Annotated in this window: 15 protein-coding genes; 8 read left to right on the forward strand and 7 right to left on the reverse strand. The window is 34.1% G+C overall.

Annotated features, from left to right (window positions below):
- Positions 1 to 182: hypothetical protein (locus BW942_RS18175; protein ID WP_082269856.1), on the reverse strand; the 182-nt coding region annotated here is incomplete at its 3' end.
- Between the two features lie 692 nt (positions 183 to 874).
- Here BW942_RS18175 and BW942_RS18180 point away from each other — a divergent pair.
- On the forward strand, positions 875 to 2,215 hold the full coding sequence (locus tag BW942_RS18180; RefSeq protein ID WP_000675685.1) for an LA_2490 family SGNH/GDSL-type esterase: 1,341 nt from the start codon (positions 875 to 877) through the stop codon (positions 2,213 to 2,215).
- On the forward strand, positions 2,205 to 3,641 hold the full coding sequence (locus BW942_RS18185) for an MBOAT family O-acyltransferase (RefSeq protein ID WP_000898586.1): 1,437 nt from the start codon (positions 2,205 to 2,207) through the stop codon (positions 3,639 to 3,641). The genes BW942_RS18180 and BW942_RS18185 overlap by 11 nt, the downstream gene beginning before the upstream one ends.
- 46 nt (positions 3,642 to 3,687) lie before the next feature.
- Here the strand turns inward: BW942_RS18185 and BW942_RS18190 are convergent, their stop codons facing one another.
- The 3 genes from BW942_RS18190 to BW942_RS18200 all read right to left on the reverse strand — a co-directional run bounded on the left by BW942_RS18190 (position 3,688) and on the right by BW942_RS18200 (position 6,852).
- A complete protein-coding gene (locus BW942_RS18190) occupies positions 3,688 to 4,227 on the reverse strand; it encodes a DUF1564 domain-containing protein (protein WP_000538585.1) in 540 nt (179 codons plus the stop codon).
- A 590-nt stretch (positions 4,228 to 4,817) separates the two neighbouring features.
- Positions 4,818 to 5,846 carry an LA_2486 family SGNH/GDSL-type esterase gene (locus BW942_RS18195; RefSeq protein WP_001084059.1) on the reverse strand — a complete coding sequence of 343 codons (1,029 nt, stop codon included), beginning with the start codon at positions 5,844 to 5,846 and terminating at the stop codon, positions 4,818 to 4,820.
- 130 nt (positions 5,847 to 5,976) lie between these two features.
- On the reverse strand, positions 5,977 to 6,852 hold the full coding sequence (locus BW942_RS18200; protein WP_000431787.1) for a tetratricopeptide repeat protein: 876 nt from the start codon (positions 6,850 to 6,852) through the stop codon (positions 5,977 to 5,979).
- 97 nt (positions 6,853 to 6,949) lie between these two features.
- On the opposite strand from BW942_RS18200, the gene xerD reads away from it, so the two are divergent.
- The 4 genes from xerD (at position 6,950) to BW942_RS18220 (ending at position 9,601) form a co-directional block, all read left to right on the forward strand.
- A complete protein-coding gene (gene xerD, locus BW942_RS18205) occupies positions 6,950 to 7,846 on the forward strand; it encodes a site-specific tyrosine recombinase XerD (RefSeq protein ID WP_000204200.1) in 897 nt (298 codons plus the stop codon).
- A gap of 493 nt (positions 7,847 to 8,339) precedes the next feature.
- Positions 8,340 to 8,768, forward strand: coding sequence for an ATP-binding protein (locus BW942_RS18210; protein WP_000377010.1), 429 nt, complete (start codon positions 8,340 to 8,342; stop codon positions 8,766 to 8,768).
- Complete coding sequence (locus BW942_RS18215; RefSeq protein WP_001024049.1) at positions 8,765 to 9,163, forward strand: LA_2478/LA_2722/LA_4182 family protein; 399 nt, start codon at positions 8,765 to 8,767, stop codon at positions 9,161 to 9,163. Before BW942_RS18210 ends, BW942_RS18215 begins: the two co-directional genes overlap by 4 nt.
- A 72-nt stretch (positions 9,164 to 9,235) precedes the next feature.
- Positions 9,236 to 9,601, forward strand: coding sequence for a TfoX/Sxy family protein (locus BW942_RS18220; protein ID WP_000135500.1), 366 nt, complete (start codon positions 9,236 to 9,238; stop codon positions 9,599 to 9,601).
- 361 nt (positions 9,602 to 9,962) lie between these two features.
- On the opposite strand, the gene BW942_RS18225 is transcribed toward BW942_RS18220, so the two are convergent.
- Both BW942_RS18225 and BW942_RS18230 read right to left on the reverse strand, forming a co-directional pair.
- Entirely contained in the window at positions 9,963 to 11,657 is a 1,695-nt protein-coding gene (locus BW942_RS18225; protein WP_001973629.1) for a flagellar assembly protein A, read from the reverse strand.
- A gap of 367 nt (positions 11,658 to 12,024) precedes the next feature.
- Entirely contained in the window at positions 12,025 to 12,720 is a 696-nt protein-coding gene (locus tag BW942_RS18230) for a Crp/Fnr family transcriptional regulator (protein ID WP_000403598.1), read from the reverse strand.
- 162 nt (positions 12,721 to 12,882) lie between these two features.
- Here BW942_RS18230 and BW942_RS18235 point away from each other — a divergent pair, with 162 nt between their 5' ends.
- Positions 12,883 to 13,494, forward strand: a complete 612-nt coding sequence (locus tag BW942_RS18235; RefSeq protein WP_000365439.1) for an LIC_11485 family protein — start codon at positions 12,883 to 12,885, stop codon at positions 13,492 to 13,494.
- The gene (locus BW942_RS18240) at positions 13,491 to 14,486 is read left to right on the forward strand and encodes a tetratricopeptide repeat protein (RefSeq protein ID WP_000800650.1); all 996 of its coding nucleotides are present in this window, start codon (positions 13,491 to 13,493) and stop codon (positions 14,484 to 14,486) included. The genes BW942_RS18235 and BW942_RS18240 overlap by 4 nt, the downstream gene beginning before the upstream one ends.
- Positions 14,487 to 14,747: 261 nt before the next feature.
- Here BW942_RS18240 and BW942_RS18245 read toward each other — a convergent pair whose 3' ends face one another.
- Positions 14,748 to 15,299 carry a hypothetical protein gene (locus BW942_RS18245; RefSeq protein WP_000939978.1) on the reverse strand — a complete coding sequence of 184 codons (552 nt, stop codon included), beginning with the start codon at positions 15,297 to 15,299 and terminating at the stop codon, positions 14,748 to 14,750.
- Between the last annotated feature and the right edge of the window lie 60 nt (positions 15,300 to 15,359).

The following is a 15,359-nucleotide window of genomic DNA, read 5'->3' on the forward strand; positions in this document are numbered from 1 at the left end:
CTTTTCTTTCCACAATCGACTCCTACATACTTGACTTCTTGACTTTCCATTTCTTTTCTCCTAAAATGAAAGAGGCGGAAGGGCTTAACAAAGTCGGGTGATAACACCAGCACTCCCATCGAGCGATTCGTAAAGAGCGAGATGTTGAGTTTCCTACGCGGTCGACTTTGTTGAGTCGCCACACTTTGGTTTGCGGTGGCCGATTTGGATTCATCTACGGAACGGGGTCTTACAAAGCCCTAACGCTACGACCCATAGGAAGTAGCGTTATTGAGTTACGAGAGCGATCAATTTGCCACCGGCCTTCTTGACTCCGTCGATTCAAGAGTATCACACTTCGACTTGTCTTACGTCCAAGAATCATACTCTCTATGAATCGCGTTTGAAACTCAGCAAAACGCTTTCCTATGGGTCGCGTTTGAAACTCAGTAAAACGCTTTCCTATGGGTCGCGTTTTAGGTTGTGAGCCATTTTAATTATGAAATTCACGAGTTGTAATGATGCCTCGGAAAACTCAGCAAATGTCTCTCTAAGAAACGGCATTTAGGAAGTTGTTGCATTGAGTTTTTATTCGCTCAGATTTTCTTTCTCTGAATTCACATGATTAAAGTGTAAATTATTAAATGGTACTTTATGTGGCTCTTGAGTAAAATAGAATTCGGCTGAATTTTTAGACATTTGCCAAAAAGAATAAATATCCGAAAAATAAATACTTTTCTGATTTCCTTGAAAATGTGGGAACTACTACTTCTTTTCCCGTTTTTTTAGGTTCAAATCCAGATCTAAAAGTTACAATTTATGATTTTTTTAGAGCTGTAATTTGTAACTAATTCGCTTGCCATGAAAGCCTTATATTTCAATCTTTCCTCTATCCATGAAAGGATTCTTCTACTGGGCAGGACGAGCCCTTGTATTTTTCATCCTCGTTTTGGTCGGAACGGAAATTCTTCTTAACGTACTCAAAAGCCCTTCTCTTCAATTTTATAGAGATCAAAAACTTCTCCATCGATACAATCCGGTTTATTACGTGGACCTTGCACCGAACAAGGATATATTCATTCGTCATTTTGCTGGTAAATGGGAGGGTAGATTTAGAACCAACTCTCTTGGGATGAGGGGTTTAGAAGAACCCGATTCTACAAAACCTCAATTGGCTTGTTTAGGAGATAGCCTTGTGATGGGTTTTGGTGTTTCCGACGAGGATACTTTTTGCCATCAATTAAACGGTATTGAGTTGAAGGGTGGAGCCAGACAAACTTTAAATTTGGCCGTAGACGCCTACGGATCGTTAGGTGCACTTCGAAGGTTGCAAGACATGGCTCCTAAGTTAAAAAATCTAAAAGAAGTTTTATTTTTTGTTTCTGGAAACGACTTCACTCTTCCAGAAGAACTTAGAGCTAAAGGAATGTTATCGGATGACGAGATTGATGAAATTCGAAGCAGAGATCCAAACTTTAATCGAAATTTTAGGATTCAGTTTGAACTTTCTCGTGCTTCTTATACCTTTCAGGCTTTGAAACTAGCGTTTGAACAATTAAAGGTTCAATATGGTTTTACTATGTTTCGTTTGAAATCAGAATGGAATTCTACTGGGTTTTCTTCAGCGTCAACCGTAGAACAAACCCCTGTAAAATATATGAAAGATTCCTTTTTTAGAACTCCAGAGACAAAGTGTGATCCTAATCCACAAGAAACATTCAAGAAAAAGAATGTAATTGAGGCTCCAAATCCGGAAATCATGAGTAAAGAAGAATATAAAAAAAAGTTTTGTCCGGAACCGATTCCAGATTATTTTTCCTGTCAGGAAAAAGAACCTCATTCGAATTCTTTGAAACCTCTTCCTGAAATTACTAGAAAAGCTTATGATGAAATGGTGGAATATACTAGATCTAACGGAATTCGACTCATCATTGTGCTCATGCCGATTCAAATAGAGGAAATTTTTTGTAGAAACCGAGGATTGTATCACCCTTTGGAAAACTATGCTCTTCGTGCGGCGACCTATTTTGAAAAAAAAGGAATTCCAGTACTGAAACTAAGAAAAGAAACTTCCGAAATGTGTGGAGAAGTTATTGAAGTTTCGGGAGAAAAAAAATTCTCCGGAATCAGGGACTATTTTATTCCAGAAGACGGACATTTGACTGTATCAGGAAACAGATGGGCAAAACGAGTTTTGGAAAAACAACTCAAGGAATTAGAAAAAAATGCTTTTTAATTCGGTTCAATATCTTGTTTTTGCTCCTCTTGTAATTTTTCTCTATTTTAAACTTCCCTCAAAATTTCAGAAATATTGGCTTTTGGCCGTTAGTTTGTATTTCTACGCTATATTCAAAATTCCTTTTCTTCTTCTTTTAATCTATTCGATCGTTTTGACTTATTGTGCGGTTAAATGGATGGATTCTGTACATTCTAAATTTATAAAATTATTGTTTTTGAATGTGGCGGTTTGGGGAAATCTGTTTCTTCTTTACGTATTTAAGTATTTGGATTTTTCCATTCATGCTTGGAATTTGTTTACTAACTCTAAACCCTGTGAACCTTCTTACGTTTCTTCCACGGGTGCAATCCTTCCGATGGGAATTTCATTTTTTACTTTGCAGGCGATTTCTTATGCGGTGGACGTTTATCGAGGAACCGTTCCACGGGCAAAAAACCTTTTTCAGTTTGGACTTTTTCTTTCTTTTTTTCCGCAACTTGTAGCGGGGCCTATCATTCGTGCTCAAGATATGCTTCATCAATTTTTGGAAAGTTATACTTTTAAAAAAGAAAACTTACTTCCTGGAATTAGACAACTTTCTTGGGGACTCTATAAAAAAACCTTTGTTGCCGATCCGATTTCTATTGCAATAGATCCGATATTCTCCAATCCGGGAGTCTATGATTCTATTTCCTTGATGATGGCTGCGTTTTTATTTTCTTTTCAGATTTATTGCGATTTTTCGGGTTATTCAGACGTTGCTATTGGTACTGGAAGAATTTTAGGATATTCTATACCGGAAAATTTTGCGCGACCTTTTTTATCTCAAACTATAACCGAACTTTGGAGAAGGTGGCATATTTCTTTTTCTTCTTGGCTTAGGGATTACATCTATATCTCGTTAGGTGGTAATCGAGTTAGCGTTTTTCGTGCTTATTTTAATGTGTTTATCACTACGTTTGTAAGTGGTATCTGGCACGGAGCGGATTGGAACTTTATCATTTGGGGGGCTTGTCACGCTTTGGTGATGGTTTTAGAAAGGTTTATTTTTTCTTTTTCCATCCTAAAACAAACTTGGGATAAAATTCCGGAATGGATTAAATACGCATATTCGTTTTTGATTTTTTCTTTCTCTATGTTTTTTTTCCGTGCTAAACCATCTCCAGAATATGGTTATCATTCTAGTTTGGATCTTGCCTTTGCGATCGTAAAAAGAAGTTTCTCTTGGGAAAATGGTCAAACAATTCAAGTTCCTTTTGCGGTTGTGTTAGCTGTGATTTTTTTATTCGGTGCAGATTATTTACAGGAAAAAAAACAAGTTTGGATGGAAGGAGTTCAAAATAAACCTTGGGTTGTTTATCCTTTGGCGGGCATGATGATTTTAGTCGGTTTTATTCTCTATAGTGTAACTGTTAGCCAACCTTTTCTTTATTTTCAGTTTTAAGTTTTTTGAATCTATCTTTTTGTTTGGAATTTTTTTAAAGTTTGTTTTAAGAGTCGAACCAGTCTTGATGATTTAAAACATTAAAATAATTTTCTGGATCACATTTTAAAACTCTTGAAATCTGGTTGTTGAGTAGATCTAGGTTTAGGATATAACTGTAGTTTCTTTGAAATGTGGGAACTCCTTCATTTATCGTACTCACGATAGAATCCCCAACTCCAATTCGATCTAACCATAAAAGATAATTAAAAAGAAAACAACGGGAAACACCATGTGATTGAGAAAATACGCCTAACAAAACCCAATTTTTGGTATTCATTCGAACGTTGATCTTTTTCAATTTCTTTCGACCGGGACTATTTTGATACATCGTTTTACCCGCTTTTTTTCCCAAACGATTGGCTGAGTTTAAGTATTTGCCGTATATTTTCAAAAGTTGTGGAATTCTTTTAGGAAGGTTTTTTCTCTCTTTTTCGGGATATAGTAGAAGTGTATCTTCCGGAATCAGAAGGGTTACAACATTTGTTTGGTCTTCTTGGAAAGTGGACAGGATCTTATGATCCGAATTCAATAATAGTACGCCCATATCAGAAACAGTTCCAGGATAGATTCAGGAAGGTCGTTTTTAGATAGAAAAAGGAAAAAATAAATGAATGATTAAAAATTTTTTTCTAAAAGTAGTAGTTCCTACATTTCTTATCTCCATACACACTGTAATCACTAACGGAAATAATGAAACTGATAAGCTACCGACCGTAGACTATCAGTGTTTTCCTTATGTATTTGTAAAAAGGATTTTGTAGAAAGTAGCTTTAGTTTAACGTGAGTTCCGCGTAAGGAGTCCATAGTTCATTTTTCTAAAAAAATGTGATCTCAATTTTTGAAATGTGGGAGCTCCAGCAAATCACGATTTTACGGACAAATTCTAAAATTGTAGGAACTCATACTTTTAGAAAATTTTTTCTCGTTTTCTTACGTCGAACTCACGTTAGTTTAGGAGCAACGCGCTTTTCAGTGTTGCGTGCATATAGTTTCCAGAATGGATCTATAAAATCTAGATTTGTATGAGTTCCCACATTTTTTATAGAAAAACTCAATTTTTATGCAGAACTTACATTACATAAAATGAAGCCATACATTGGGAGCATTTCAAATGCAGTTGGAGTAGAATACTCGTCAAAACTTTGAAATGACTTCTTTTGAAATTCTGTCAGCGATGAGTTTGGCTGCGGTAGAATTCGGATGACCATCATTGGGAAGATAAAAATCTGTTTTGTATTGATTAAATTCTCGAATAAAATCAGGCCTTGTATCCAAAACAGAAAAACCATTTTGTTTTGCAATCTGAGCGATTTGATCTAATAAAGGCGTAGAAGTAAGAGGGGTTAAGGAATGTGAACCGTTTGGGTATAAAACTACGGTCAAATTAATATTCAATTTTTTGCATGTATTAAAAAAAGTTTTCATTTCAACAAAGGAAGGATGATCTTGCGGGTAATTGGAAAGAGTTTCTGGAATAATTTCAGGGCCTTTTTTACGAAGATTTTCAAGTTTTCTATTTTCGTTTTGGATTTTAAAAAAGTTATAAAGGGAGCTATATTTGGATAAAAAAATCGAGCTGCGAAAAAACCATCTACCAAATAATGAATTTCTTAAGTAGAAATCTCTGTGTACGTCTTGCAGATCTGAAGGATGATAAATCCAAAAAATTGCTTTCGGTAAAATACAATGATCCCGATTCGATTCTTTACAATTTAGCTTTCTTTCCATTCTTCTTTGAACCCCGCCGGTGCCAAGAGAATCAACCCCTAGATTTCGAACTTGAAATCCAAACTGTTGAAGAACCTTTTGCATTTTCCAAGCGATCGTGTCAGAATCGTTGAGGCCAAAACCATAGGCAATCGAATCCCCCATCAACCAAACTTCAGGTTTTTTAGCTGAAACCATTTTTTCTTCCGAGACAATTCTTTCTCCTTGTTCGTCTACTCGAACTCTAAAAGTAAATCCGGCAGGGTGGGGGAGGATTGTATCTGAATTAGGACAGAGTAGAATTTCCGGAATTTCCCATTCTTCGATACAATGAACTTGTTTATCTCTGAGTTTATAAATCAGACCTGTAGGAGGGAATATTCTCATGATAAATTCAACTAACAAAATACAGGTGATAAAAAGAAAAACGATTTTGCCGATGGAAAAAGAATTCATATAAAAATATAAGTATAGGCGAAGGATTTGTAGGAAAGTATTTCTGGTTTAAAAACGAACAAAAAACTAAGTTTTAAAAATAAAATATTGCTACTTTGTAAAACGAAAAAGGAAGAAAATTTTAAGTAACTCATGAGATGTGAGGTTCGTAGAGACAATTTTGTAAATGAGAATTTTGTAAAAAAGAGTCTGGATTTGAAAAAAGTAAGAATTTAATATAATTATAATTTACTAAAGTTATTTTAGGGAGATAATTTTTTTCTATGGATAAAGTTTTAAAATTCTTTGTGATCGGTTTTAGAAAAAAAATTTTCTGTTGAGAAAAAAATAGATTCAGTTTGAATTGTTTAATGATTGAATGATCAAAATAAAACTGCTCCGAGTTTTTAGATACGCTGTAAAGTGAAAGTTCACATTTTAAAAAGAGTCTTCTCGCAGGTGGAAGAAAGGCGGGAATTTCACTAGTTTTAAATCGATTGAATTCGGTTTGGTTTTTCTTTCTATCTAAAAGACAATCTCTAAGAAAAATCGCATAATTTTCCATTTCTTTGTCTTTTGATTTAGAAAATTTTTCTAAAATTCGTTTGGTTTTATCCCTATCTTTTTCTTGTAAATGAATTTCAAGAAGATAAAGTAAAAGAGAGGAATCACCTGGAAGAGATGATTCTGCTCGTTCTAAATAGAACGCAGCGGAATTGAGAGCAACCCCGCTATCCGCTAGGATCATTCCAAGAGTTCTATTGGCTTCTAAATGGGTTGGATTTTTTTTAAGGATTATCTCGTAAAGACGCATTGCTTCTGCAGTGTTCCCTTTAGAAATAGAATCTCTTGCTTCCCAGATCATTTCCTCATCGGAGGAACAGAAAACAAAAAATAACAACAGAAAAAAAGAGAAGGAAACGTATCGGATATTTAGTCTCATAAATACAGAAGTTTTTATTCTCATCCGTAGAAAAAAAGAAAACCGGAACTGAATTTGTCCGGGGTTTCGATTAGAATTTTCCAATAAACCCTTTAGGCAACATAAAAAAGTTTAATTCTCCTGAGGGGAAATGTCCGAAGGATTTAGTACTTGTTAAACATTTCAGACGGGACTAAAAGCAGTGACATCTTCACATAACAACCTACTTCAAAATTTTCAAGAATATCTCTCGGTAGAAAAGGGACTTAGCGACAATTCGATATATTCCTATGGATACGATTTGAACAAGTTCAAGAACTTTCTAGAAAAAGAACATATAGATTTCTTAAAAGTTCAAGCGGACGATATTATGCGATTTTTGAACGAGGAAAAAGATCGTAAGATCAGCTCTAAAACGATCGCAAGAGAAGTGGTAGCCATTAGACAGTTTTATAAGTTTCTAAAGGACGAGAAAAAGTTAGATACCAACCCGACTGAAAAAATAGAAACTCCCGAAGTGATGAGGAGTATTCCAGATTATCTGACTCAAGATGAAATTGAAGAATTGTTTGCTAGTATCAAAGAAGATAATCTTTATGAACTTAGAGACAAATGTATTTTTGAATTACTTTATTCTTCGGGCTTAAGAATTTCAGAGGCCTGCAATTTAAGATTAAACGACATGGATCTAGAGGGAATGACCTTAACTGTTGAAGGCAAAGGAGGGCGTCAAAGACTAGTTCCTTTCGGAGAAAAATCCTTGGATATTCTGAATCGTTATCTGAAACAGAGTCGTCCTTTTATTCTCAAATCTAGAAACTGTGAATATTTGTTCGTTTCTAAAAAAGGTTCTTATATTAATCGTAAATCTGTTTGGAGACTTCTCAACCATTATATCAAAAGAACTTCTATCTTAAAAAAAGTAACTCCACATACTCTTAGACACTCTTTTGCGACTCATTTGCTGGAAAATCACGCGGATCTAAAATCGGTTCAAGAACTGTTGGGACATATTGATATTGCTACGACCCAGATATATACTCATATGGCCAACAAAACTCTGAGAGAAGTTCATAAAAAATTTCACCCTAGAGGATAGATAGTTAAACCTAAATTTAAAAAAGAATGATAGTAAGAGTTTAAAAAATATTTTTAATATTCTAGAAAATCAATAGAGTTTTTGAAAAATGAATTCTCCATTTGTTTTATGAAAACGATCGATTGAAGCAGTTTTGTTAATCACCACTATGAAATCTTTCAATAACTCTAATATAGATTTAGAAAAAACTCAAATACTTGTGGATTTTATAAATAGAAACTTTTTTACAGAAACATAATAGATGGTGTATAAAAGTTTTTAGAATTCTAGATCGATTATTGATAATGTCTAGATTTTCTATCTATCGTTGTAAATTTATCTGATCGATGTTTGATAGATTGTTTTCAAAATATTTTGAATTCTTGTTTTAGAAGAGTTAATTGGTTGAACTTAACTTACTTTTTGTGGTAATCTTTGATAGACTATACGGCGATCGAATTTTTGCGACGTATAACAAAATATTAGTTTATTTTATTATAAAAATTGAATCAAAATGGATTCTGGAAAAAAGAAAAATTTAGATAATCTGTTTCGGTTGCAGATTCCTTCTCATCCACGTTATTTGTCCATTGTTCGGAGTTTGGTCTATAATTTGGCATTTGAGAATGGATTTACGGCGAGTGATTCCGCAGACCTAAAACTCGCAGTAGGAGAATGTCTTCTCAACGTTATCAAACATTCTTACGAAGGTAAAAAAAATTTACCTATTTTTTTGGAAATTAGTCTTTTTGATAATCGTATAGAAATTAGAATTCGGGATTTTGGAAATCAGAAAAATCTTTCCGAAATGAGAGGATATGAACCAAGTGATTATCGGGAGGAAGGAATCGGTCTTTATCTTGTAAAAAAACTTACAGATCATTTTTATCTAGATCAATCCTTGCCGGAAGGAAATAGGCTGATTCTTACAAAATTAAAATGAATATTTTATCTAAAATCATAATGCTGTTTTTTATTTTTGTTTCAATTTTTACTTGTAGAAAAGGTCCTTCCATTTCTAAAGAAGAAGTTCAAAAACTCAGTAAGGATTATTTCATCAGACTTTGTACTAAAACTGCTGAGTGTGCCAGTCGCTATTTAGAAACCTTACCTGCCTCGGAAAAGTCTTCCGAGAACACAACTTATTCTGTGGAACAATGTATGGAAGAACAGAAAGAGCAAAACATTCTCCCAGATGAGTATGAAAAAGTCACGGACGTTCAGATCGCCAAAGTGAAAACTTGTATGGAAGATCTTTTGAAAGTGCCTTGCGAAGAAATGGAAGGAGGGGGTATTCCTTCCTGTCAAGAATTGTTCCAATCTTCTAAAGACGAATAACGTATTGTATAAAATTTTGAGACAAGTCCAGAGATGTAGTCTATTCTATTGATATAGTGTTGATAAAATAAAATGGCTTCTGATTTAAGTTTTGTAGATTTTATCGTGGATCAAGTGAAAGATGCAGGTCAAATTGTATCTAAAAAAATGTTTGGAGAATATGCAATTTATTGCAATGGTAAAATTGTAGCTCTTGTTTGTGACAATCGCCTTTTTATAAAACCTACAGAAGGTGGTAGAAAATGGATTGGAAATGTTCAAGAAGCGTCAGCATACCCGGGTGCAAAACCGAGTTTTTTGATTTTAGATCGATTGGAAGATAAAGAATGGATGAGCCATTTGGTTAAGATTACGGTTCAAGAACTTCCAGAACCAAAAATTAAATCTAAGAAAAAAAACGTATCATCTCAGAAAAAAGTAAGAATTAATAAAAAGTGAGTTTTATAGACAAACTTTTACACGGTTTAAAAGATTTAAAATCATTTTGAATGTCATTTGAACCGTTTTTTAATGTAAATTCGATATGAGAAAATTAGAGAATTTTTTAAAAGTAGTAGTTCCTACATTTTCAAAATCTACTGTAAAATCTGAATTTGTGAGAGTTCCTACATTTTATACTCGGACTAAAAATGGAGTATCTCAAACGAATTTCTTACACCGAACTTTTACGTTAAATAATTACCAATCTCTATAAAATGAAGTACTTTAGGTTTTTATTATAAACTTATATTTTAGTTTAAAAAATTAGGTATTTTATTATATAGTTTTAAGTAAAAAAACGGATAGTTACTAACGTTGGTTAATTCTCTTCTTGCAGGATCCCCAGACGTTTCGGTTTTACCTTTGTAATTTGAGGATTTCCATCATTTCCTAAAAATACAAAAGAAGGACCTGGAATTTCTTTTAGACGTACTTTAAAATTTTTTCCTTTACCTGGATAAATATCCACACCCGGAAAAATTTCTTGTTCCACTTCAACATATGAATCCTTATCCGGTTCAAATCCCATGATCATGGATTGTTCCTGTCCAAGTAAGTTATTTAGAATTCCTGAATATTTCTGTTTAATTGCGGAAAGTTTTGGGAGGCTTTCTTTTTCCTCGATCGTAAGTTGCCTTCTTTGAGAATCCTCATTTAGTTTTATTAGACTCTGTTCTACTTTTTTAAGTATTTCTTTATTTTTTTGGATTTCTAAACGTAGTTTTTCTAAGTCATCCAAAAGTTCCGGACGAATTCCTACGGATACGGAAGTTTTAGTTTCGGCAATAGCGCCTAACTTTGTACAGATGATGGACTTACCAGCGACACAACTTCCACCGATCAATTCCCCTCTGCCTCCTCGTATCACGACAGACTCTCCTGCGACCAATTCCGAATGCATAGATGCTTCTTCTATAAAAATAGTATTTTTTGCGATGAGTCTTCCCTGTTCTACAAAACGTGTGTAAATGTCAGCTCCCGATTCAATAAGGCCACCATTTCTTCCCATAAAACCTCCGGATAAAACGACGTCACCTCCAGCTTTGAGAAAAACTTTTCCAACTGATTTTTTGACTATAATTGATCCTTCTGTTTCTAAAGTAAAACCGTCTGCAATTGAACCTTCTACTATGATGGTTCCAGGAAAGTTAACGTTTCCAGTGGAAAAGTCAACATTCTCTAAATGACAGATTTCATCGACTCGGATCGTTCCTTGACGATCTAGGATCGGTCTTCCATTGATCAAAGAATGAACTGAAATTCCGTCTGAAGAGAGTCTAACGTTGAGTCCTAATTTCCATTCCGCTTCTTTCCCAGAATCGTATGGAAGTATTTCTCCTAAAACGTTTTTTCCTTCTTTGCCTGGAAGGGGAGAAATTTTTTCTGCAAGTTTTTGATCTTTTGCGACACTTTGAATAATTTGAATATTCTTAAAATCTACTCTTCCGTATTCATCTTCTTCTAAATTGGGAGCTGCTGGATGAATGAATAAAACTCGTATATCCCCGTTTTTTCCTGGAACCGGTGATTCTCCTTCCGCGATCAGAATTTTTTTTCCGTATTCAGGTTCTTCGGAAAGTAAATTTAAAACTTCATTTCGAATTCCGAATTTAATTCCTCTTTCTCTGATCGATTCTTGGATTTGTTCGGAGTTTAGAATTTTTCCGCCGTATTTTGGCGGATGAAAGATTAAAAAGGCCTTCATCCGATCTTCTGAAATTTCTATTTCTATTCTAGAACTTTCCGGTTTACCCGGCCATTTCCCAATCAGATGAGTTAGTCCATCCGATTTGTTTGCGATTTCTTTAATGGATATAGGGGAACTTTCGGTGATTTGAAAAAGTTCAATTCTTCTTAAAATTTCTTTGGCATCTACCGGCTTTCCTTTTTTTCCTGCGGGAAAAACGGAAAGATAGGCAAGACCGTCTTCGTTTTCGATTTTAAAAAATCCGTTTTCGTTTTCTTCCAGATCTTTTAAGAGAGAATCCGTGAAATTCTTGAGAGAATCGCTCATTCGGGGTTTCAGTGTAGAGATCATTGTTCCTTTTTACAATCGAAATCTATCTAAAAAACTTGAATGTTTGGAAAGATTTTTCGTTATCGATGATGGAATTTTATAATATTAGTGATCTTGTTTAGAACTTAAAATAATATGAGTTCGACATAAGGAATTATAGTTTATTTTTCTAAAAAAAATGTGATCTCGATTCCTAAAATGTGGGAACTCCTGCATGATGATTTTACGAACAAATTCTGAAATTGTAGGAACTCATACTTTTAAAAAATTTTTACTCGCGTCGAATTCACGTTAGAGCACCTAACTTTAAACAGGGGTTATCAAAATTTATCCTATTTTATAGGAATCAGTAAAACAAGAATCATTAGTGATTTAAGCCTGAAATTTCCTTCAAAGCGTCTACGTTTAAAAAACAAATCCGGTTTTTGCGGATTTTAATCCATTTTCTATGTTTGAAATCAGAAAGAGCACGTACCAAAGTTTCGGTAGAGGTTCCGACCATAGAAGCCATAATCTCTCTTGTGAGATTGAGTTCTATTTCGGATTTATCCGGGGAAGTTGTTCTAAAAGAAATGAGAAGTTCAGCGATTTTACTGTGGACTTGTTTTGTTCCTAAAGTAAGAGTTTGGTCTTCTAGCTGTTTCCATTCGGTTGCCATTTGTTTTAGAATTTCCATTTGAAAATTTGAATCTTCTTCCATTAATTCGTTCAGAACTTCTTTGGAAATATAACACGCTTCAACGTTTTCTATGGCTTCTATATTTTGAACAAAAGTTTTTCCTGCTAAAAGATCCCTAAATCCTACCCATTCTCCGGCTCTTCGGATTGAAAAGGTCTGTTCCTTTCCAGAGGAGGAATTTCGAAATATACGAACACATCCAGATTTGATAAAATAAAATCCGTTTGTTTTAGTTCCTTCTTGGATAAGTAGTTCGTTTTTACGAAAGAGTCTGAACTTTTTACTGGAGTTGATTTTTTTGAGAGTATCTAAAGATATACATTTGAATTTATGTCGATTGGGACAAAGATAACAATCTGGAATTTCGTTTTTAATCTCCATTTTGATTCTAATTTTAGAGGTTAAATTTGACCTCTAAAAGATAAGACGATAAAATCAGGGTTAAAAAAACGAATCTAGAATTTTCTATCGGTGATTAGAATTGGAAAAATGACCGAAACTAAAAATATACGATGGACTTGGTTTTTAAAGGAAGCCTAAACAATGGATCTTAATGTAAAAGATAAATTTCAGTCTGGATTTTCCTCGATCGATAATCTGTCTCGTAATCTTCCACCTCAGGTTCAGAAGACGCTTTTATATACTGGAGTTTCATTGGCTGCGTTGGGGATTGCGTTGGCTGCGCTTATAGGAATTCAAAGAGGAAAAGAAGGAGCTGCGTTTGACGATCAAGCAAAGGAATTGGATCGTAAGACTTTGTTTTTAGAAGATTTAGAAAGAGATTATAATCGTAGACGTAGATCTATTCGTTATAGCGATCCAGATTTGTCATTTACGAGAGAATCATCTTCTAATTTGGAAATTGATCGCTATGAAAGGGAAAAACCTAAAGACGGACTTTTACCTGAGTCAAATATTCCCGAAGGAAAAGATCCATTGAGAGATGGAAGGAGAGAAGGTGTAGGGACTCCGAAATTACCTACAGAATCGGACGTCCTTCCGACACAAGATCGAGAAAGAGTCGCTAATCCAAATCGAAATTTGGATGATCCAGGAACGATTTCTCCGGAACGAGGCAGTTCCAACAATCAAGATCGTCCTACTTTAATGAAACCTCCTAAAAGTAATTCTAAAGATACTTTTGAACCTAGATGAAAAATTGGACTGATTTGATCTTACTATTTTTTTTGTCTGTGGTTTTAACGAGTGATACACTCTTAGCAGATATGCCCTTACCGTTTCCAGAAATTTCTGAAAATACAAAAAATTGGACTTCAGAGAATTCTTCTGAAATTACAAGTTCGAGCGAAATAAAACCAAAAGAAAACTCTACTCAAGAATCTTCCAATCAGAATATGAAAGTAGATGTAGAAAAGACGACTAACGTTTCTTCGACGGAATCTTCTTCACAAGATCCTTCTTCTATAAATTCTAATTTAGAAAAACATTCCGCTGAAACTCTTTCTAAATCTGAGACTAAGACAATACTTCCGAATTCCGAAAAAACGAGTTTAAAAAAGAAAAAAGATAAAAAGAAAGAAGATCCTTCCGAAAGCGGATATAAGAAAGGACTTTTGCGTTTGAGAGAAAACCAAAGAAGTCATGCAAAAAGTGAATTCAATCAATCTTCTGGACAAGGGAAATCTGCAAACGCTTCTAAGTTGGAAGACGCAAGATTAACTGCGGAAAATTCAAACGACACGGGTACCATTACAGAACAAATCGATTCAGAAGATGAAAAGTGGAAGGCAATATTTGAGGTTGCGCGTGCTTTAAGAAGTAACGGAAAAATTTTGGAAGCGGAGACTCAGTATCTCAAAATTATAACGGAGGCCCCCGAAAACTTTCAATCGATTTCTCTTTTTTCTTTGGGGGAAATGCTTGCTTCTACGGAACGAAAGGATTCTGCAAGAAGGTATCTTTTACAACTGATGAAACTTCTTCATAAAAAACCAGAATTAGATCCTAAAAAAGATCAGCTGGAAAAAGCGGTAACTTTAATTGCTAGAATTTACAGAGACCAAGGAAAATATGAAGAAGCAGAGAACTGGGTAAAAACGTATTTAAACCGATTGAATCCGAATGCTTCTGAAGATTCTCCCTTTGTAAAAGAATTAAAAGGAATTTTAAAACAAAGATATTATTAAGAACTTGTTCCAAAACTTTCATAAAATCCTAAAAGAACTAGAATTTTAAAGAAGCTGATAATTTCTAAAAAATTCTCTTACTACTCAGACGTATAAAAATAGTACTAAAAATTAACAATCGATTTTTACCAAAGATGTGAAAGTTTTCAAAAAATGGCGTTTAACCCATGTTTGTTGATTTTTTAAAGGAGATCCCACATTAGCATAAGTATTATTTTATGCGTCCGAGTGGTAAAATTTGTAAGTCGTATTTATTTATATTCAAAGATTGGAATAAATCGATGCTTCAACAAAATTAGATTCTATCTTTCCAGTCCATATGTTGTATTCTTTACTATAAGGATCTTCTTTAATTTCATATACACATTTGATTTTAACTTTATCGTTTTTAAATTTTAATTCCCTGAGTTTTGGCCAAGTTTTTACGTCAAAGTTTACGTTTAGTATTACGAATTCGTTCGGTTTGACGCTCCAAAAGTCTGGAAAGTTTTTATCCCACGCCTTTCCTTCTTTGTATATACTTATACTTTCTTGATCGGTTTGTATTTGAAAAGATATATTATCATAACCCCAACTATTCCAGTCCTTCCAAATACGAATTTCTTTATTGGAAACGTTTTTTACTAAAACATGAAATGAGATTTTATCGCTCGATTCGTTGATAATTAGACTTTTTTCTTTATCGTTTCCTGGAATTGCGATTGAAACTTCTAACGATCTTTGTTCGGTTTTAAAACATTCTAATAGAAAGATTCCTAAGCTAATTATTAGGATAAAAAGTATTCCATTTATTTTCAAAAAATTCTGCAGCATAAAAAAGGCCTTCTTGGGTTTAAAAAAAAGAAATTCTATTTCTTACTAGTTTCTTTTATA

The organism is Leptospira interrogans (assembly GCF_900156205.1).
Classification (GTDB): Bacteria; Spirochaetota; Leptospiria; order Leptospirales; family Leptospiraceae; genus Leptospira; species Leptospira interrogans.